Annotated in this window: 17 protein-coding genes and 1 tRNA gene; 14 read left to right on the top strand and 4 right to left on the bottom strand. The window is 50.9% G+C overall.

What is annotated here, in order from left to right; genetic code table 11:
• Positions 1-404: 404 nt before the first annotated feature.
• Both B5D40_RS07805 and bla read left to right on the top strand, forming a co-directional pair.
• Complete coding sequence (locus B5D40_RS07805) at positions 405-1,595, top strand: saccharopine dehydrogenase family protein (protein ID WP_078776477.1); 1,191 nt, start codon at positions 405-407, stop codon at positions 1,593-1,595.
• A 249-nt stretch (positions 1,596-1,844) separates the two neighbouring features.
• Positions 1,845-2,795 (top strand): class A beta-lactamase, subclass A2, encoded by a 951-nt coding sequence (gene bla, locus B5D40_RS07800; protein ID WP_078776469.1) that lies wholly within the window; start codon positions 1,845-1,847, stop codon positions 2,793-2,795.
• A gap of 26 nt (positions 2,796-2,821) precedes the next feature.
• On the opposite strand, the gene B5D40_RS07795 is transcribed toward bla, so the two are convergent.
• On the bottom strand, positions 2,822-3,172 hold the full coding sequence (locus B5D40_RS07795; protein WP_198951092.1) for a winged helix-turn-helix transcriptional regulator: 351 nt from the start codon (positions 3,170-3,172) through the stop codon (positions 2,822-2,824).
• 152 nt (positions 3,173-3,324) lie between these two features.
• Here B5D40_RS07795 and B5D40_RS07790 point away from each other — a divergent pair, with 152 nt between their 5' ends.
• The gene (locus B5D40_RS07790; RefSeq protein ID WP_078776468.1) at positions 3,325-3,675 is read left to right on the top strand and encodes a nuclear transport factor 2 family protein; all 351 of its coding nucleotides are present in this window, start codon (positions 3,325-3,327) and stop codon (positions 3,673-3,675) included.
• 436 nt (positions 3,676-4,111) lie between these two features.
• Here B5D40_RS07790 and B5D40_RS07785 read toward each other — a convergent pair.
• Positions 4,112-4,200, bottom strand: a tRNA-Ser gene (locus B5D40_RS07785).
• A gap of 84 nt (positions 4,201-4,284) precedes the next feature.
• Between B5D40_RS07785 and B5D40_RS07780 the strand changes: the two genes are divergently transcribed.
• Positions 4,285-6,219, top strand: coding sequence for a DEAD/DEAH box helicase (locus B5D40_RS07780; protein ID WP_078776467.1), 1,935 nt, complete (start codon positions 4,285-4,287; stop codon positions 6,217-6,219).
• A 51-nt stretch (positions 6,220-6,270) separates the two neighbouring features.
• Here the strand turns inward: B5D40_RS07780 and aroC are convergent, their stop codons facing one another.
• Positions 6,271-7,347, bottom strand: coding sequence for a chorismate synthase (aroC, locus tag B5D40_RS07775; protein ID WP_078776466.1), 1,077 nt, complete (start codon positions 7,345-7,347; stop codon positions 6,271-6,273).
• Between the two features lie 213 nt (positions 7,348-7,560).
• On the opposite strand from aroC, the gene B5D40_RS07770 reads away from it, so the two are divergent.
• The gene (locus tag B5D40_RS07770; RefSeq protein WP_073305936.1) at positions 7,561-8,133 is read left to right on the top strand and encodes a hypothetical protein; all 573 of its coding nucleotides are present in this window, start codon (positions 7,561-7,563) and stop codon (positions 8,131-8,133) included.
• Between the two features lie 15 nt (positions 8,134-8,148).
• Here the strand turns inward: B5D40_RS07770 and B5D40_RS07765 are convergent, their stop codons facing one another.
• Positions 8,149-8,703, bottom strand: a complete 555-nt coding sequence (locus B5D40_RS07765) for a c-type cytochrome (RefSeq protein WP_143394546.1) — start codon at positions 8,701-8,703, stop codon at positions 8,149-8,151.
• A gap of 301 nt (positions 8,704-9,004) precedes the next feature.
• Here B5D40_RS07765 and B5D40_RS07760 point away from each other — a divergent pair, with 301 nt between their 5' ends.
• From B5D40_RS07760 to pyrF, 9 genes are all read left to right on the top strand, one after another.
• Positions 9,005-9,997 carry a GDSL-type esterase/lipase family protein gene (locus B5D40_RS07760; RefSeq protein WP_078776464.1) on the top strand — a complete coding sequence of 331 codons (993 nt, stop codon included), beginning with the start codon at positions 9,005-9,007 and terminating at the stop codon, positions 9,995-9,997.
• Positions 9,998-10,015: 18 nt separating this feature from the next.
• A complete protein-coding gene (locus B5D40_RS07755; RefSeq protein ID WP_073305941.1) occupies positions 10,016-11,338 on the top strand; it encodes a GGDEF domain-containing protein in 1,323 nt (440 codons plus the stop codon).
• 129 nt (positions 11,339-11,467) lie between these two features.
• Positions 11,468-11,917: a hypothetical protein gene (locus B5D40_RS07750; RefSeq protein ID WP_078776463.1), complete on the top strand. Its 450-nt coding sequence runs from the start codon at positions 11,468-11,470 to the stop codon at positions 11,915-11,917.
• A 95-nt stretch (positions 11,918-12,012) separates the two neighbouring features.
• Positions 12,013-12,855 carry a TIGR02147 family protein gene (locus B5D40_RS07745; protein ID WP_233126546.1) on the top strand — a complete coding sequence of 281 codons (843 nt, stop codon included), beginning with the start codon at positions 12,013-12,015 and terminating at the stop codon, positions 12,853-12,855.
• Entirely contained in the window at positions 12,852-14,099 is a 1,248-nt protein-coding gene (locus B5D40_RS07740; protein ID WP_078776462.1) for a hypothetical protein, read from the top strand. The genes B5D40_RS07745 and B5D40_RS07740 overlap by 4 nt, the downstream gene beginning before the upstream one ends.
• 80 nt (positions 14,100-14,179) lie before the next feature.
• A complete protein-coding gene (locus B5D40_RS07735) occupies positions 14,180-15,067 on the top strand; it encodes a polyprenyl synthetase family protein (protein WP_078776461.1) in 888 nt (295 codons plus the stop codon).
• The gene (dxs, locus tag B5D40_RS07730; protein ID WP_078776460.1) at positions 15,067-16,935 is read left to right on the top strand and encodes a 1-deoxy-D-xylulose-5-phosphate synthase; all 1,869 of its coding nucleotides are present in this window, start codon (positions 15,067-15,069) and stop codon (positions 16,933-16,935) included. Before B5D40_RS07735 ends, dxs begins: the two co-directional genes overlap by 1 nt.
• A complete protein-coding gene (locus B5D40_RS07725) occupies positions 16,932-18,260 on the top strand; it encodes a TrmH family RNA methyltransferase (RefSeq protein ID WP_078776459.1) in 1,329 nt (442 codons plus the stop codon). Before dxs ends, B5D40_RS07725 begins: the two co-directional genes overlap by 4 nt.
• Positions 18,260-19,132, top strand: coding sequence for an orotidine-5'-phosphate decarboxylase (pyrF, locus tag B5D40_RS07720; protein WP_078776458.1), 873 nt, complete (start codon positions 18,260-18,262; stop codon positions 19,130-19,132). Before B5D40_RS07725 ends, pyrF begins: the two co-directional genes overlap by 1 nt.
• Positions 19,133-19,150 lie beyond the last annotated feature (18 nt).

Below are 19,150 nucleotides of genomic sequence, written 5' to 3'. Positions count from 1 at the left end.
TACAAGTATCCGCTGGACACAATCCAGTTCAAGGATTTGATCGATTCCCTTTCGCCCTATTACCAGAAGCACCGGCGGAACTATCTGGATTCCCTTGCAAAGGAAAAGGAGAAGCGGTCTTCAGAAAAAAAGAAGGATGGCCAGTAGTGAAAAAACCGTCATTGCGAGGAATGAACGTAGTGAATGACGCGGCAATCTCGCCGGCTAAACAGATGGCTTCTCCCCATAGAGGCCAACTCCACTAAATCGGCAACTGTCATATAACTTCGTTCGCTATGACGGCTATCCAAAGAATTGTCGCCATAATTTTCCCCTCGGGACACGATTACGAATGGAAATTTTCCATTTTGCAAAAAACGGAAAATAATATATTTGTTCCCGGAACCCTTTCAATGGAGTGTAAAATGTCCAAGGTATTGATTATCGGCGCCGGAGGCGTTTCCAATGTCGTCGTCCGTAAATGCGCGCAAAATTCCGCCGTCTATTCCGAAATCCTTCTCGCCAGCAGGACGAAATCCAAATGCGACGCCATCGCCCAGGATATTAAAAACATACCCGTCCACACGGCAAAAGTCGATGCGGACAACGCCGCAGAAGTCGCCGCCCTCATCCGGGATTTCCATCCGGAACTCGTGCTGAACGTCGCGCTTCCCTATCAGGATTTGCCCATTATGGACGCTTGCCTTGCCGAGGGCGTCAATTACCTCGACGCGGCCAACTACGAACCCAAAGACAAAGCGCACTTTGAATACTCCTGGCAATGGGCCTATCACGACCGATTCAAGGAAGCCGGGATCATGGCGCTTCTCGGTTCGGGCTTCGACCCCGGCGTTACCAACGTCTATACCGCCTACGCCAAAAAGCACCACTTCGACACCATAGACACCCTCGACATTGTGGATTGCAATGCGGGCAATCACGGTCAGGCTTTTGCGACCAATTTCAACCCGGAAATCAACATCCGCGAAATCACCCAGAACGGCAAATTCTACAAAGACGGCGACTTCCACGAAATTCCGCCCATGTCCGAGCATAAAAGCGTCGATTATCCGCAAGTCGGCCCGCGCGAAAGCTATTTGCTCTGGCACGAAGAGCTGGAATCCCTGGTAAAGCACATTCCCGAAATCAAGCAGGCCCGCTTCTGGATGACCTTCGGGCAGGAATACCTGACGCATCTCCGGGTCCTCGAAGACGTGGGCATGACCCGTATTGATCCGGTAGAGTTCCAAGGGCACAAAATCATCCCGCTGGAATTTTTGAAAGCTTTGCTTCCGGAACCGGGGACCCTCGGACAGAATTACACGGGAAAAACCTGCATCGGCTGCCAGCTCACCGGAACCAAGGACGGCAAGCCGCAAACGTACTTCATTTACAACGTCTGCGACCATGCGGAATGTTTTAAAGAAGTCAAAGCCCAGGCGGTCAGCTACACGACAGGCGTTCCCGTTATGCTCGGCGGCGCCATGATGCTTTCCGGCAAGTGGAGCGGCAAGGGCGTTTTCAATATGGAACAATTCGACCCGGATCCGTTTATGGAAGAAATCGGCAAATGGGGACTTCCCTGGCACGAATCCTTTGGGAGCAGGCTGGTCTAGAATTTTCCCTACTCATATCAGACGCCATTTTTTGAACGCCAAGGATTTCATTATGGCGACCTCGGAAAATGGCCTTGATGATTTTTAGTGATTAGAAAATAGAGGTTAATGAAAAATGGGGAGACGCGGCACTCTCCCTCGTAATGGCACTTTTAAAATCGGACCACAAACCTCGCAAGCGCAGGCAAAATTTTTCACCCATCAAAATTCGCCTTTTTTCAAATCCGTATAAACATTATTTTTCTGGCTATGACAAAAAAAATGAAATTCTGGATTTTCATACTCGGCATCCTCGGAATCGCTTTGATTGCCACGGCAATAGGGAGACAGCACCGGTCCGCACAAAATAGCGCTTCGAAATTCCAGCTCCAGAGCTTGACAGACACCCTTTCAAAAATCGCCTCGGAGTATCCGGGAGAAATCGGCGTGGCCGCCATCATCAACAACTCCGACACGATCGCCGTTCACGACAAGCCCGTTTACCCGATGATGAGCGTGTTCAAAGTACATCAAGCGTTAGCCCTGTGCAACGTTTTCGACCGCCAAAATTTTTCCCTCGATTCATCCATCACCATCCAAAGAGAAGAACTCGATCCCCTCACATGGAGTCCCATGCTGAAAGAGCATCCCGAGCCCGAATTTTCTCTGACGGTGAAAAATCTTTTGCGCTATACTCTCACGCAAAGCGACAACAACGCCAGCAATCTCCTGTTCCAAAAATTTGTGGATGTCTCCCAAACAGACAGTTTCATCGCCTCAATCATTCCCCGCGCCAGTTTCCAAATCGCCTTTACCGAAAAGGAAATGTCCGCAAATCACGACAAAGCATACGCCAATTATACGTCCCCGCTCGGTGCCGCCATGCTGATGAACCGCCTTTTCAACGACTCTCTGGTCAGCAGAGAAAAACAAAATTTCATTACAAATACTCTGCAAGAATGCACGACCGGCAAAGACCGAATCGTCGCTCCGTTATTGGACAAAGAAGGAGTCGTCATCGCACACAAAACAGGTTCGGGCTATACCAATGAAAAAGGAATCCTCGCTGCCCACAATGATATCGCCTATATCCAGCTGCCCAACGATATCCACTACTCACTCGCCGTATTTGTCAAAGACATCCAAGGAAACGAAACCCTGGCCGCCGAAGCGATTTCCCGCCTATCAGCCAGCGTGTATGCCTATTTGACGTCGTTGTAAAAAGTCGGACGTTTGTGAGCGCAGTGCTATTTCTTCCCAAATTTCTTTTTGAAAAATTCCGCGTTATTTTCTCCCCACGCAATCATCGCGTCAATTATGGGAAACAATGTAGCTCCCAACGGCGTTATCGAATACTCTGAACGTGGCGGCACTTCAGGATAAACAGTCTTTTGCAACAAGCCGTCTTCCACCAATTCTTTTAATTGCAAATCGAGAACCCGGGGCGTGGCATCGGACAGCGTCTTGTGCAATTCACTTGGTCGCATTGTCCTGTTTCGCAAAGCATCCAAAATACAGGTCTTCCATTTGGAGTTCATCAGGCTCATGGTCAATCGCAAGGGGCAATTCAAATCAATAGGATTTTTTCTTTCGTACATGGATTCTTAAAATAGAATAACCCTAAAGCAAAACATATACCTCCAATAATTTTTCGGTATTGGAATAAAGTTTCGAGACTTGTGCGGACAATCATCACAACCTATTTTGCAAGCGTCTTACGACAAGTTTCAAAATTCAAAAGGAGTAACCTATGATTCGTGATTATCAAGAAATCCGTGAAGTCGTCATGCAATATGTGAACGGCTGCGCCACCGGAAACGTGGAACAAGCACAAAAAGCCTTTCACAAGAAGGCTGTCATGTTCGGCTACCTGAATGGAGAACTTTCAGCGGGAAGTATCGAAAATCTCTACGAGGCTATCCGGCAGCTCGGCGCGGCACCCGAAACGAAAGCCCAAATGGATGTCGTTGAAATAGTGGGCACTGCGGCAACGGTGCGCGTCGTGTTGGAAAACTGGCACGGATTATCATTCACGGATTTCCATTCGCTTGTAAAAATCGACGGCAAATGGACCATCGTCGCCAAAATTTTCCACCAATAAACGATGATTTTTAAAGTGGGTGGAAACTCTCAAGCGGAAATAATGCTGACTTCCTATTTGAGCGTTTCCCCCAATGTTCCCAAGTCCTAAAATTGACACTTGCATAACAAGGATATTTTGCGTAACGATTAAAATCTTTATCCAATAAAATATTCGATCGTCTCCTTAAAAAAATCACTTTAATGAAAAATAATGGGATTTATATACAATCTGCCACCAAATGCTCGCAATTATTTTTTTTCAAACGGGATATTTTCTTTCACAAGGTGAACTCATTTTCAAAATGAAATGTTTCTTCATGCAGTGAATTTTTCTTGCAGACTGCGAGATACTTGGATAAGCAAAGCGATTACAAGCAAATCGAATAGAATTTGTTATCATCCCCCATTCTAAAAACAATAAAAAAAAGATCCCGGAATCCAGGACCTTTTTTGCGAGGAGAGAGAGGGATTCGAACCCTCGGACCCCGAAAAGGAGTCTACGGTTTTCGAGACCGTCTCGATCGACCAACTCCGACATCTCTCCGTTGGTAGAACCAAATTTACAAAAATTTTTAAAAATTCCTAGGGGCTTACAAAAAAAGCCATCTATTTCTATATTGCTCCCCCGATGACACAAATTGAAAATCCCAATAATCTCCCCGGTCAAGAAGTCCTTGATCCAAACAGCACAGCCATTCAACAAGAAAATTCGGATTCCAGCGAAAAAAGCCTGAAATTCAGCGATTTAGGACTCTCCGCCGAAGTATTGGAAGGGGTTCAAAAGGCGGGTTACGAAACGCCTTCGCCTATTCAAGCCAAAGCGATTCCTATTTTCCTCTCCGGAAAAAATCTTTTGGGAACCGCGCAGACGGGAACCGGCAAAACCGCCGCTTTCACCCTCCCGCTCCTTTCCCGCATCGCCTTTAAAAAGAACGAAACTTCCATGCTCGTTCTTTCGCCGACCCGCGAACTGGCCATCCAAGTCGCCGAAGCCATCCAGCATTTTGCCGTTGCAATGCCTCAAGTGCACATTGTCCCCGTTTATGGCGGGCAGGACATCGGCATCCAGCTCCGCGCCCTGAAAAGGACTCCGCAAATTGTCGTTGCGACTCCCGGCCGCCTTATCGACCATCTGAAGCGCAAGACCATCAGCCTGGAAAATGTGCAGGCCGTCGTTCTGGACGAAGCCGACGAAATGCTCGACATGGGATTTATGGACGAAGTGGAAGAAATCCTATCCAAAATCCCCGCCGAAGCGCAGCGCGGACTTTTTAGCGCGACCATGCCGGCAAATGTCAAAAAAATTATCGAACGTTACCTCGGCAAATACGAAGAGGCGTGCATCGAAGCCAAGACGGCAACCGTAGATAAAGTGCGCCAACGCTACCTGACCATCCGCTCCGAGCAGAAAATGGAAGCACTGACCCGCGTTCTCGAGGGCGAAACCTATGACGGTGTGATTATTTTCGTTCGCACCAAGCAATCGACTGCCGAAGTCGCCGAACGTCTGGAAGCCCGCGGATTCAATGCCGCCCCGCTCAGCGGAGATCTGGCGCAGACCCTCCGGGAAAGAACGATCAACCGCTTGAAAGAAGGCAAAATCGATATTGTCGTCGCGACAGACGTGGCCGCCCGAGGGCTGGACGTGGAACGCATTTCCCATGTCATCAACTACGACATCCCCTACGATACGGAATCTTACGTCCACCGGATTGGTAGAACCGCCCGCGCCGGACGCGAAGGCAATGCCATTCTTTTCATTACTCCGCGCGAAAGACGTCTGCTCAAAATGATCGAAAAGGCGACGCGCAAGGCTATCGACCCGATGGAAGTTCCGACCGGAGAACAGATTAGCGAACACCGCGTAAACGCTTTCAAGCAAAAAGTGTTCGACACCATCGATGCGGGAAATCTGGAAGAATTCCGCAACCTGATTGAAAAGCTGGTAGAAGAAAAGGGCATCCCCGCACTCGAAATCGCCGCAGCGGTCACCAAGCTGGCTCAGGCCGGGCAACCCATTTTCCCCACCGATCTTCCCGACATCAAATCGGTTCCCCTCCGCGAAGAACGCAAAAAAGCGCGCGAAGACAAATTCGGGAACGGCCCTAAAGAAGACAGAGCCGAACGAGGCCGCCGAGAGGAAAACGAAAACGGCGTCGAAGCCGGATTTGAACGCTACTACTTGGGAGTGGGAAAAAGGGATCACGTTTCCCCGCGGGATATTGTCGGGGCGATTGCCGGCGAATCGGGAATGGAATCTTCGGAAATCGGACGTATCAAGCTGTTCGACCGCTTCAGTACCGTGGAACTGCCCGAAGGCCTTGCTCCGGAAATCAAGCTCATTCTCGAAGAAATGACTATCCGCGGCTACCCGACAAAATTCCGACTGATGACGGACGACAAGCCGTTTCCCAAAGAGCGCCCTTCTTTTGGCGAGAAGCGCCATCGGGATTCCATCAGCCGCAAGGAACGCCGACACGGAAAGCGGGATTCCCACGACAGACCTTTCCGCGAACGCGACGACAGGCCATTCCGCAAAACCAGAAGATTCGGCAGACACTAAAGCAAAAGGCAAAAGGAAATTCCTTTTGCCTTTCTTTTTGAATGTCCTTTTTTAACCGCGAGCTTTCTGTTCCAGATACAAGTTGACAAGAGCTATCGCCGCCATACTCTCGACGATAACCGGAGCACGAATCGCCACGCAAGGGTCGTGCCGTCCGCGCGCCGAGAGAATGCCGTTCTGTTTGTCCCTGCCCGCCGTTTCTTGCGGTTGCAAAATCGTCGCCGTCGGCTTGAACGCCAAACGACAGCGAATCGTTTCCCCGTTCGTAATCCCGCCAAGAACGCCGCCTGCATGATTTGTAAGCGTATGGAATTTTCCATTTTCAAAGCGAATCGTATCGTTGTGGTCCGAACCTTTCATTCTCGCCGCCCGAAATCCCTCGCCGATTTCAAAGCCCTTGACCGCCGGAATGCTGAACATCGCCCCGGCAAGAACCGCCTGCACTTTATCGAACACGGGCTCCCCGAGAGCCACCGGCGGTTTCCGAATTTCCAAGGCCAAGACCGCGCCGACGGAATCCTTCGCCAGTTTCGCTTCGCGAATGCGCGCCTCCATTTTTGCGCTCGCTTCCGGATCCGGGCAGCGAACCGGAGAAGCTTCTATGGCTTCTGCCGTCACTTGCGAAGAATCCACATGGGAATCCACCTCGCCCACGGACTCCACCCAGCTCAAAATCTCCGTTCCGCAGGCGGTTTTCAAAATCTTGTTCGCCACGGCGCCCGCCGCAACCCTAGCGAGGGTTTCCCGTGCCGACGCACGCCCGCCCCCCCGATAATCGCGAAAGCCGTATTTTAAATCATAAGTCAAATCGGCGTGACCGGGACGATACCAGTTCGCCATTTCGGAATAATCGCCCGAATGCTGGTTCTGATTCCAGACCGCGAGACAAATGGGAGTTCCCGTCGTCTTGCCTTCAAAAACGCCCGAAAGGATGCGCACCGAATCCGCTTCGTTTCGAGGAGTCACCAGCGCATTTTGCCCAGGACGCCGCCTGTCCATGGCCGCCTGGATTTCTGCCGCATCAAGAGGAATTCCAGCTGGGCAGCCGTCGATCACCGCCCCGACAGCTTCGCCATGGGATTCCCCCCACGTCGAAACCGAAAACAACTTTCCGTAAATACTAGACATAGATGCGCCAAATATAGCAATGCTGCCGCCGCAAAAAGAACGCCGAAATCGCCAATCTCTCCGCCTTGATAAATGAATTTTCTTTTAATTGCGTTGTAAAAAGCGAGCCAGGCCCATTTTATCCGGATTTTCCCTTTTTTTTGATTTTCTTCAACTTCCATTTTAACATTTGTTTGCTATGTTTTACAAGTGTGGTTTATCCATCGAGTGATAATGAAAAAGATAACCTTCTTTGTTTTAGCATTTCTATCGGTCCAGCTCTGGGCTCAAACGTCAGCAGGTTTTGCCGGCATCGTTTTTGGCTTGGATCGGGAGCGGGTCATCGAAGAAATCATGAAACTGGGCTACGACCCGCTAGGCTCGTCGGACGGAGCAGACCGGGTGGTCATCCCCGTCTATATGATGGACGAACTGCCTGTTCAGGTTGATTTTCTCTTCAACAAAAACGATCACTTCTACGCATTTGAAGTCCGCACGGGACGCATGGAAGTCGATCGGCTTCCCAAAGTTTTCGAAGCGTTGGAATATATGTCGGATAAATTCGCAGACAGGTACGGCAAAAAAATCCGCACGACGGAACTGCAAGAAGCCGACATCAAGCCCAGCGTCCACAACCTCTACAAGCAATGGACAAACCACAAGACGCTCAATATCTATACGGCGATTATTTACAAGGACGGGCGCTACTATACGGTCGGTTCCGTCACCAGCCGCAAATTCGCCAAAGAGCCGTCCGCATCCAAAAAAGCAAAGAAGCACGACTTCTCCGATATGATGCCAAATTAAGAGGCTTTTCCGAATTCAGGGACTTCTTGCTTTTTCTTTCAGCCTTTCTTTTTCACGCTCTTCCTTGCGAAGGGCGTTCGCTTTTTCCACTTCGGCAAGTTCTTCCCGAGTCCACGGAAGCCGAGGCAAGGTCTGCGCAAATCCGGCGAGATCCACCATATCGGCAAGCGGAATCTCATCGATGTACGGCAGCATTCCCCGAATGGAATCCCCAAAGTTCATCATAAACCAAAACGTGGGGGCCTCGTCATGAGCCGTCGTTCCGATGTAATGCGGACGCCTCATATCTCCGGACAAATTCATCCGGCGACCGTCGTCTCCGTGGCAAGGTCGGCAGTTGCGCATGAACAATTTTTCGCCCCGCGCCAAATCAGCTCCCAAAATTATCCCGTTGGAATCCAATAGATTGTAAACAAGGTAAGCCATCCGGCGATCTTCAACGGTCAGCGTATCGCCACGAGAACCCGGCTCCGGCAAAGAGGAATCTCCAAAACAGACATCCATCCACAGAGCCACCGCATAAGCGGCAGGCAGAGCGCAAAGTATTCTTCCCAACGTTCTCCGTTTCATAGCTTCAACATAGCTAATTTGAGGAATCATACACAAACCACCAACAGATACTCGCAATTAAATTTTTCCAAGCGTGTACTTTCTTTTCGCAAGGTGAACTCAGTTATTAGTTCCAACTTCCAACTCCCAACCGCTTGTCGAACTAGCCGAAGGGTGGTCCCTGCCCTTCGATAAACTCAGGAACCGCCTGCCGAAGGGCACTCATCACCGGAGCATTGGAAGCTCCGCTTTCTTTAGACTTATGTCCCCTTTTTTCCAAAACGCATTTTATATTTTTTAGAAAATTCTTTCTTTATTTTCCATGCCATTTTCTGAAGTCACTTTCCACGGACGATGGTTGCTAGAACCGTCCGCGGCGAGAGCCAGCGCCCCCGCCACCTCTTTCAGCTTTGCTTTTGAAGGCCGCTCTTTGGCTGTAGAACTCGAAGGGGAAGCGCGATTCCGCATCGAAATCGACGGAGTCGAAACCGGCGAACTCCGAACCCGAGAAAGAAATCTGTATGTCGTCGCCCAAAATCTGGAAGCGGGACTTCATCAAGCGAGCATCGTCAAAAAGACCGAAACCGAACTAGGCTGCATTTCCCTGTTTCGCATCCAACCGGAACCCGTCCCCCGGTCCCCGTCCGAACCGAATTCACGCTCCCGACTTGAATTTATCGGCGATTCATATACCGTAGGCTTTGGCAATATGGCGCGCGATCCCATTACAGGAACGGCCTTTACGACAACGGACGCCACCCGCAGCTACGGAGCGCTGACCGCCCAAAAGCTCGGGGCCAATTTTCAGATCAACGCCTACAGCGGGCGCGGTCTCGTACAGAATTATATGGGAATCGCTCCCCGTTGGAACATCCCCAGACTCTACGAATACGCTCTTGGCGGCGAAGCGATGCTGGGCAATTCTCCTCCTTGGGATTTTTCCCGCTTTTCGCCAGACGTCGTCTGCCTGTTCATTGGCATCAACGACTGGCAAGGAGAATGCTGCCATCCCAATCCCCAGCTTTTCGATACGGCCTACGCCGACTTTCTGAACATTCTCCGCACGCATTACGAGTCGCCGCAATTCGTCCTGCTTTCTACCGACATCTATCCGCAAAATTGCCTATCGGAACGGGTGGAAAGCGTTTGCGCCCGGGAAATTTCCAAAGGCAATCGAGACGTCCGCCACCTGTATTTAGAAACTCCGCGCAACGCCGGCCTGGATTTTCACCCCCATTTTGCCCGCCACGAGCAAATGGCCAAGGCATTGTTTCAGGAAATTCAAAGTTTTTCCCGCAAAAAAATTGTATTATAATGTATTTTATTACAAGGTATGAAGAGTTTCTGGCATAAATTGATGTCCATTTTCCGTCTGAACCTGATGATTGCGTTCCTGCTCTCAGTGACAGTCATCGCTTTCTTCGGGTATCAGTACGGCATGGACGACATCTACACGATTTCTCCGTCGAGTTATCCTTATATTATAGCGCAAACCGATTCGGTCGATGGCGGGTCTTCCATTTTGGAAATCTCGCGCACGGATTCGTCCATCATCATGGACTACGAACTTCGTGAAGGCTATCCCTATCCTTACGTCAATCTGCAAATCTATCTGGGAGACGGCAAAAGCCGGGGCAAGGATCTTTCCCATTACGACAGCATCTATGTCTGGATAAAGCCCCGTGGCGAAGGCTCCGTCCGCCTCTATCTGCGAGCCTGGGACGATTCCATTTCCAAACCGGGAGAGCAATCCACTCTCAAGTTCAACGAGATCGAATTTTTCCCGTTGGAAGAAACCAGTCCGGCGGTCTTTGTCCCTCAGGAATTCCGGGTCGCCGGTTGGTGGGTTTCGCAAAACAATGTCAATGCCCATCGCGCCCGAGTGGACTTTTCCAACATCCCCTTGATAGAAATTCAGACAGGAACTGCCGCCCCGCTCGGCTACGGCACTTTGGAAATCATGGGGATTTCCTTTAAAGGAAAACTCGTCTCCTCCGAAAAGCTGATGTTTGGACTTATCGCGCTCTGGTTCTTCACTTTCTTCTTCTACCTGATGTTGCGGCTCCGCGATTACAGCATCCAACGGAATGTGGAACGGAAACGCCGCGAAGAGCTGGAACACAACTTGGTCATCCTCGAAGTGGAAAAATCCGATTACGAAAAGGCAAGCAAAGAGGACGCTTTGACGGGCTGCCTGAACAGAGCGGGCTTTACCAGCGTCTTGACCCAAGAGCAGGAACACTTGAACAACGGCGGAGGAGCTCTCTCGTTCATCATGCTCGACATCGACTTTTTCAAAAAGGTCAATGACACTTGGGGACACAGCGTCGGCGACGAAGTCCTGGTGAATCTTTCCAAACTGATCCGCAGCCGAATCCGGACAACCGACGCTCTGGTTCGCTGGGGCGGCGAAGAATTCGTCATTCTGTGCAGCGACACTCCCCTGCAAAATGCGCAATTCCTCGCCGAAAAACTCCGGACAAATGTGGAAAGCACCCAATTGATTTCCCAGCAGCAGATTACTTGCTCCTTCGGCGTTGCAGAAATGGCACCCAACGAAGACCCGAAAGCGGTGTTCGAACGCATGGACAAGGCTCTCTACAGTTCCAAGAAGAACGGTCGAAATACCGTGACCGCAGCTATCAAGAGGGTTTAATTTTTGGCAACATCGAATGCTTCGACTAGTTCGACAAGCGGCTGCTGAGCTTGTCGAAGCACACTAACCGGCGGTCCCTGAGTTTATCGAAGGGCAGCAACCGAGCTTCGACTTTAAAGGAAATCTTTTATGAAGTCCAGAATTTTCCTGTTCCGCGCACTGCTTTTGCCCGTCATCCTTTTCATTTTTTCGGGATGCGCCCAAAAGAATCCGGAATACATTCCCATTTCGCTGAATTGGTATGAATACCAAGGCGATTTGCAATCCGTCGGCGAAAAGTCTCCATCCGCAGTCATCGATTCGTCCCAAGAAGAGACTTGCCTGATTTCGATGACCCGGGCATTGATGGAAAGCCAATCCCTGCGAGAATGTTCCGCAGGTGTACAGGAATACCACGTTCAATATTTCGGCATTTCCACAGAGGGCAAAACGCAAGCGATTTTCCGCGGGCAAAGTGCCGCCCAAACAGAAAGCTTCGACATGGAAAAAGTGCCCCTTTCCCTTTCAAGCGGAAAAAACTGCAATTTTACCGCCCGCTGCAACACCGAAGGCAAAATTGAAAATCTGAAAATTTTCTGATGTTTAAGTAGCGGTTTGCAGGAACATTGTAATTCTTTACAACAAAATTTTCATTTCCTTGAGCATTCATTTCCCATTTTGACGTTATTTTTCAAATGATGAACGCCATTTTTGATTATACCGATTACCATGCCTGGCTGCGAGACGCATTCGACAACTTCAAGAAAGAACATTGTGCGGTTTCCTGGCGTTACCTGGCGGCAAAAATCGGCGGCGATCCGGGAAATCTTCTTCGAGTGACCCAAGGAAAAATCCAGCTTTCCATTAAATATATCCAGCCCATCGCCAAGTTTTTTTCCCTAGACGAAAAGCAAAGTGCCTACTGGACGGAATTGGTTCTTTTCGGACGCGCCAAGAGCGACAAGGAAGCCCTGGACCACTACGAAAAAATGCTTTCCATCAAAGGCGTCACCATCAAACGGCTAGACGTCAAAGAACTGGAATTTTACAGGCACTGGCATTCCAACGCGATCCGTTCTCTTTTGGGAATCGGCACTTTCCGCGACGACGAGGAAAGTTACCGGCGGCTTGCGGAATCCTGCACTCCGGAAATTTCCTTGAAAGAAGCGAAAGAAGCGGTAAAACTCCTGAAATCCCTGAAAATGATCCGTCTCGACGAAAATAAAATATGGACGGTGACAGATACATTCATCGGCACAGGAGGAAACTGGCGTTCCGAAGCGGTGCGACGCTTTCAAGAAGACACGATTTCTTTGGCAGGGCAATCCCTTTCTAGGCACAAGCCGCCCTTGCGAGACATCAGCACGGCCACAATGACATTCAACAGGAACAGCATAGACCTTGTGCGGGAGCGCATCCGGGAATTTCGGCGGGAACTTTTGCGCCTTTCCAGCGAGGGAACCGGAGACGATACCGTTTACCAGCTGAATGTGCAATTTTTTCCCATCGCCCTGTTGCAAAAAGGGAGCGGAAAATGAAAATGCGGGGATTCTTTTCGACCTTTCTTTTCCCGGCGATTCTTGCCATAACGTTTTCTGGCTGCGACAACAGTTCGACACAGGCCAGCGGCCCCGGCAGCGAAACGACGAACGGGATTTTCGCCACAATTCTAACCGAAGAAGGCATTCCCGCGCACACAATAGGTGCCGCTCTCCGCAAAACGGACTTCACCGCCCGAGACTCTTCCCAAGCGGCAATTTCGGCGGACTATTTCTCCGATTCTGCGGGGCTTCTGGAAATAAACGCCATCGAACCCGGCGAATACCGTCTGACAGTTGTATCTGACAGCCTTATTTTCTCGCAAGAAATTTTCATCACCGATAGCCTTGCGGACTTGGGCCAAATCATCCTGAAAAAACCGGGAAGCATTTTGGGAACCATCGCGAACCAAGAAGATCCGGAAAAAGCGAAATGGATTGGAGTTTATGGGCTCGATATCCTTTCCCGAATCGATTCCAATGGCCATTTTGTTCTGCACGGTCTCCCCGCAGGATCGTTGAAGCTTTACGCACTCAATGAATCCCAGCTTTCCATCGTCGCCGATACGCTTCTATCCATTCAATCGGCGACAACCACGGAATGGATTCATATTTCCCGCACGCCGACGGACACATTGCCCGCCGATACACTGCAACCGGACACCTCGTTTCAAGATACGGTCGCACAAGATTCCAGCGTTCAAATACTTTGGGAAAGCTTTGAAGATTCCGCATCTTTTGCCAAAAAGGCCTGGTATTTCAGTACGGATTCCTCGTCCCTGGCGACAATCTCGTTCCCTGCGGATTCCGCCTGGAAAGGAGTCGTCGAAAATGCCGACCGCCAGGGAAAAGTATTCAGCGGCTACTACTCCTCTTCGCCTCTCATGCAAAACAATAATTACGTCATTTTCGGTTCGCGAATTTCTGCGGAAGGCGTAGATTTAAGCGGCTTGGATTCCGTAACATTTTTTGCCAAAGGGACGGGTTCCCTGCGTTTCGCCCTGGAACGCTGGAACAATTCTGCATCAGACAATTTGAAAGCCTGGACAGCGGACATTCCCCTGTCCAATACATGGAGCCGATATTCCATCAAACCTTCCGATTTTTTGCAGCCTCAAGACGACTCGCTCTCTACCGGTTGGGAAAGCGTCCGGACCACCGTCACCCGCATCCATTTCTTTGGAATCAACGGGCAAGAGCTCAGCCTGGACGACATTGTCTTTTACGGAACGCATCTTCCCTAAAAATCCCCGATTCCAAACATCCAAGGGCATCCTGTAAACGGTGCCGTTGTTTTTTGCGGGCTATTTTCTACATTTTAAATATGCAAACTCTTCAAAACGAAGCGGATATCGCCCGCAACTATCTGGACAAAATCGCCAAGCTCGCCGAAAAAAAATTCGACGAATTTCTTCCGCCCGAAACGAATCTTCCCTGCAATCTGCACAAAGCGATGCGCTATTCCATTTTCGCCGGCGGAAAACGTTTGCGCCCCGCTCTGGCGTATGCGGCATTTGAACTTTTTGGCGGCAAGGGCGACAGTATCTGGTACGCCATGAGCGCGCTGGAGTTTTTGCACACTTTTTCCTTGATTCACGACGACCTGCCGTGCATTGACAATGATGATTTTCGCCGGGGCAAACCGACCGCCCACAAGCAATTCGGCGAAGCGACCGCTGTCATGAGCGGCGATGCCCTTTGCGTTCTCGCTTTTGAATTAATGGCAAAAACCGGCAACCCGAAAGCCATGGAAAGCCTCGCCCATAAATTGGGAACTTACGGTATGATCGGCGGAGAAATGACGGATATCGATAGCGAAGGAAAAGATGTTTCGCTAGAAGTCGTCGATTACATCCACTACCACAAGACGGCTGCGCTCATCGAAGCATCCCTCGTCATCGGGGCCCAACTCGCCCACGCTTCTGATGACGCAGTGAAAAAAGTCGAAGCCTATGGCAAAGCTATCGGGCTAGCCTTCCAAATCGTCGATGACATTCTCGACATCGTTTCTACAACGGAAGTCCTTGGCAAGGACGCCGGCTCCGACATCGCCAGCGGGAAAGCGACATATCCCGCATTAATCGGGTTGGAAAACTCCCGGAAGAAAGCGCAGGAACTCTACGAAAATTCCCTCCAGCAGCTCGAAGGCCTGCAAGGGGACACAACCATCCTTAAAGCCATTGCCGCATTCATCATCACACGGGTTAAGTAATGCAGCTCAAAGACGTTCAATCTCCTAAAGATATCAAGGGCTGCTCCATCTCCGAGCTGGACAATCTTGCAGAACAAATCCGCAAGAAAATCATTGACCAGGTGGCGACTCACGGCGGGCACTTGGCTTCCAGCTTGGGCGTTGTCGAACTGACTTTGGCTCTGCACTACGTATTCAACGCTCCCGAAGATATTCTCGTCTGGGATGTGGGTCACCAGGCTTACGTCCATAAATTGCTCACCGGGCGTTACGACAAATTCGAAACGCTTCGTCAGCAAGGAGGACTGTCCGGCTTTCCCAAACGTTCGGAAAGCCCCTATGACGCTTTTGGCGTCGGGCACGCGTCCACATCGATTTCTGCGGCCTTGGGTTATGCGGTCGCCCGAGACAAGCTGCACCAGCATCACAACGTCGTCGCGATTATCGGTGACGGTTCCATGACTGGAGGGATGGCTTTCGAAGCACTCAATAACGCCGGCATTTCCCAGCAGAACATGACCATCATCTTGAACGACAACAAGATGAGCATTGCGCCCAACGTCGGCGGTTTTCCCAAATACCTGAACCGCGTCATCTCCGACCCGATGTACAACAAGCTCCGCTCGGATATAGACAAGGTCATGGCGAAAATTCCGGGCATCATCGGGCATCATTTTCGTTCGCTTTTCCAAATGACCGAGAAAGCGGTCAAGAGCGCCTTAAAGCCGGGGCAATTTTTTGAAGATCTGGGAATCCGTTACTTCGGACCCATTGACGGTCACAACACGGGAGAACTCGTTTCCATTCTGGAGCGGGTAAAATCCATTCCGGGTCCATGCCTTATCCATGTCATGACGGAAAAAGGCCGCGGTATGAAACTCGCGGAATCCAACCCGAGTCATTGGCACGCTTCCGCTCCGTTTGATCCCAAAAGCGGCGAAGTGCTTTCTCCAAAAAATCCGCTTCCTTCTTTAACCAGCATCTTTGGAAATACGCTTCTGCAACTCGCCCGAAAGAACGAAAAAATCGTCGGCATTACAGGAGCTATGCCGAACGGTTCCGGCCTGGACATCATGCAAAAGGAATTGCCCGACCGGATTATCGACGTCGGCATCGCCGAAGAGCATGCCGTCACTTTTGCCGCGGGACTTGCCTGCGGCGGGCTGATTCCCGTCGTCGCCATCTATTCGTCCTTCCTCCAGCGCGCCTACGACCAGATGATTCACGATGTCGCCCTGCAAAATCTGCACGTCGTCTTCATTCTTGACCGTGCGGGACTTGTCGGTGCAGACGGTCCCACTCACCACGGCGCACTCGACCTCACCTATCTGCGTTCCATTCCGGGCATGACGATCATGGCTCCTTCCGATGAAAATAATCTTCGGGATATGCTGACCGCAGCCATTGACATGGAAGGCCCCGTCGCCATCCGCTACCCGCGAGGCTCCGCCCTTTCTCCGGAACTCCACGCAGAAACAAAACCCATACCCTTTGGAAAATTCAAAATCCTGCAGCAAGGTAAAGACATTCTGCTTTTAGGCGTTGGCTTTATGCTGCACGAACTCGAAAAGACGGCGAAGATTCTTGCCGAACACGGTTTTAATCCCACATTGGTGGATGCACAATTTGTAAAACCGCTCGACAAGGAAAGCTACCGCACCTTGTTCCAATCGCACAAAACCATCGTCACTCTGGAAGACAATTCCATCGTCGGAGGATTCGGTTCAGAAATTGCCGAGCTGCTTTCCGATTTGAATCTGGATGGTCACAGGCTGATGCGTTTCGGACTTCCCGATGCGTTTGTAGAACACGGAAAAATACCGGACTTGTATCGGATGCTCGGCATTGACGGCACGTCCATTGCAAACAAACTATTGAAAGAGCTATGACAGAAGAAAACAACAACTCCCCAAAACACGTTGTCCGGCAGACTTTTACAGGCAAATTCGGCGTCAGCGACGATCCCGCAGACCATGGATTTGGCAGACGTCCCGAAGTTCCCGATCCCGATGCAAAAGAAACCCGCAGCGAACGCCGCGCATACGAACGTTCGCAAGAGCGCAGATCCTTCGGCGACAGGGAACGCAGACCGTTCAACCGAGACGGTGAAAGAAGCTTCGACAGAGGCGAACGCAGGTCCTTCGGCGACAGGGAACGCAGACCGTTCAACCGAGACGGCGAAAGAAGCTTTGGTAAGGATTCCAGACGCCCACGCCGCTTCGGAGACAATCCGTTCCAAGAAGACGACCGTCCGATTTTCCGCCAAAAGCCCGAAAACAAGAGCATTGACGACGAAGAAATCGTCCGCGATGAAGACGCCGTTTTAAATTTCGCCGACTCCCCGGACATTCTTCCCGAATCCACCGGTTCAAATCCGCCGTGGTTCCGCCGACTCCTCGTTCTCACTACAGAAAAAGGGCGAGAACGCGAAGGCAAATTTATTGCGGAAGGCGTTCGTGTTGTCGAAGAAATCCTCGCCAACCATCTGGATTTGATTATCGGAATCTACGTCGCCGGAAAAAGAAAAGTCGATGAAAACGGCGAAGCGATTTTAAATTCCCTGGGTGAAGAAACCTACGAAGCGCTTGCCAATCTGCAGCCCACTATCGAAAAGGCCCGCACGGCAAAAGTGGACATCCACGTTATCAGCGAAGAACAGCTGAAGCGTCTCTCTTCGACAGTGACCACGCAAGGCGTTGTCGCCGTTTGCCGCTCCGCCAGCACCAAACCGAACTACGAAAAGAGCCGCAGCATTCTGACGCTCGTCGATGCCGTTCAAGATCCTGGCAATCTCGGTGCCATCTTCCGCACCAGCCTCGGGTTCAACTCGTCGGGAATCATCATCGGCAAGGGTTCGGTCAATCCGTTCAACCCCAAAGTCGTCCGCGGTTCCTCGGGCACATTCCTTCGGGTTCCATTTGAAAAGGACAGGGATCTGATCGAAGCCATCAACGAGCTGCATTCTTTTGGCTACACGATCATCGCTACGGATTTACACGGCAAGCAGAGTCTCGCCGAAATCGAACCGCGCAAACTCCGCAAAGTCGCTTTCCTCGTCGGAAACGAAGGCGCAGGAACCGACCAGCACCTGATCGACATTTCCGATGAAACCGTGAAAATTCCGATGTCCAGCGATTTGGAATCCCTGAACGTTTCCGTGGCCCACGGGATTCTCTCCTACGAAATGGCAAAAATTCAAAAGGATCTCGCCTGATGCTTTTTTCCGACCGTCTTGAAGCTCGCATCGCCGAATGCGGAAATCCCATCTGCTTGGGCATGGATCCCAAGCTGTCCTTGATGCCCGTTGAACGCAGGCATTCCCAAGTCCATACTCCAGAAGACAAAATCCGCTTCTTCTATATGGATATTCTGGAAGAATGCGAAAAGCGGAACGTCAAGCCCGCCGTCGTCAAACCGAACAGCGCCTACTACGAATGCGTAAGCATTGAAGGAATGCGGGTTCTGCACGACCTGATTACCGCCTACAAAAGCGCAGGGATTCCCGTCATTCTGGACGCCAAACGCGGGGATATTGGGAAAAGCAGTGCCGCCTACGCTGATGCAGCCTTTCGCATTTACGCAGCCGATGCGGTAACGGTCAGCCCGTGGATGGGAAAAGATTCCGTCGGGCCATTTCTGGAACATCCGGCAAACGGAGGCGTTTACGCTCTCTTGCGCACCAGCAACAAAGGTGCCGCCGATTTTCAGGACATGCCTGTCAAAGACAGCACAGCCTTTTTCCAAGTCGCCCAAAAACTCGTCGAATGGGACAATGGCAATCTGGGAGCCGTCGTCGGAGCCACGCACCCCGAAGAACTCGAAAAAATCACCTCGTTCTTTGTCGCGGCCCAGCACGAAATCCCGTTCCTGATTCCCGGAGTTTCCATCCCCGGCGTTCCTGGCGGGCAAGGCGGAGACGCCAAAACCGTTCTGCAAGCCATTGCAAATGGCGGAGGCAAGCGTCACTTCCACGTGCTCAACAGCTCCAGCGGGCTCAATTTCGCCTGGCAGCGAAGCGGAAAAGAAGCGGAATACGCCGCCGCCTGCGTCGATGCGATGGAATCTTTAGCGGAAGCCCTCCATTAACGGCTAAATTAAATACAT

The sequence above is a fragment of the Fibrobacter intestinalis genome, from assembly GCF_900167415.1.
GTDB classification, from domain to species: Bacteria; Fibrobacterota; Fibrobacteria; order Fibrobacterales; family Fibrobacteraceae; genus Hallerella; species Hallerella intestinalis.
Note: the sequence above shows the minus strand (reverse complement) of the source record. Positions and strands in the feature narration are given on the sequence as shown.

Excerpts from the sequence above, each read along its gene's own strand:
- B5D40_RS07805 (WP_078776477.1), top strand. The coding sequence starts at position 405 with ATGTCCAAGGTATTGATTATCGGCGCCGGAGGCGTTTCCAATGTCGTC.
- bla (WP_078776469.1), top strand. The coding sequence starts at position 1,845 with ATGACAAAAAAAATGAAATTCTGGATTTTCATACTCGGCATCCTCGGA.
- B5D40_RS07795 (WP_198951092.1), bottom strand. The coding sequence starts at position 3,172 with ATGTACGAAAGAAAAAATCCTATTGATTTGAATTGCCCCTTGCGATTG.
- B5D40_RS07790 (WP_078776468.1), top strand. The coding sequence starts at position 3,325 with ATGATTCGTGATTATCAAGAAATCCGTGAAGTCGTCATGCAATATGTG.
- B5D40_RS07780 (WP_078776467.1), top strand. The coding sequence starts at position 4,285 with ATGACACAAATTGAAAATCCCAATAATCTCCCCGGTCAAGAAGTCCTT.
- aroC (WP_078776466.1), bottom strand. The coding sequence starts at position 7,347 with ATGTCTAGTATTTACGGAAAGTTGTTTTCGGTTTCGACGTGGGGGGAA.
- B5D40_RS07770 (WP_073305936.1), top strand. The coding sequence starts at position 7,561 with ATGAAAAAGATAACCTTCTTTGTTTTAGCATTTCTATCGGTCCAGCTC.
- B5D40_RS07765 (WP_143394546.1), bottom strand. The coding sequence starts at position 8,703 with ATGAAACGGAGAACGTTGGGAAGAATACTTTGCGCTCTGCCTGCCGCT.
- B5D40_RS07760 (WP_078776464.1), top strand. The coding sequence starts at position 9,005 with ATGCCATTTTCTGAAGTCACTTTCCACGGACGATGGTTGCTAGAACCG.
- B5D40_RS07755 (WP_073305941.1), top strand. The coding sequence starts at position 10,016 with ATGAAGAGTTTCTGGCATAAATTGATGTCCATTTTCCGTCTGAACCTG.
- B5D40_RS07750 (WP_078776463.1), top strand. The coding sequence starts at position 11,468 with ATGAAGTCCAGAATTTTCCTGTTCCGCGCACTGCTTTTGCCCGTCATC.
- B5D40_RS07745 (WP_233126546.1), top strand. The coding sequence starts at position 12,013 with ATGATGAACGCCATTTTTGATTATACCGATTACCATGCCTGGCTGCGA.
- B5D40_RS07740 (WP_078776462.1), top strand. The coding sequence starts at position 12,852 with ATGAAAATGCGGGGATTCTTTTCGACCTTTCTTTTCCCGGCGATTCTT.
- B5D40_RS07735 (WP_078776461.1), top strand. The coding sequence starts at position 14,180 with ATGCAAACTCTTCAAAACGAAGCGGATATCGCCCGCAACTATCTGGAC.
- dxs (WP_078776460.1), top strand. The coding sequence starts at position 15,067 with ATGCAGCTCAAAGACGTTCAATCTCCTAAAGATATCAAGGGCTGCTCC.
- B5D40_RS07725 (WP_078776459.1), top strand. The coding sequence starts at position 16,932 with ATGACAGAAGAAAACAACAACTCCCCAAAACACGTTGTCCGGCAGACT.
- pyrF (WP_078776458.1), top strand. The coding sequence starts at position 18,260 with ATGCTTTTTTCCGACCGTCTTGAAGCTCGCATCGCCGAATGCGGAAAT.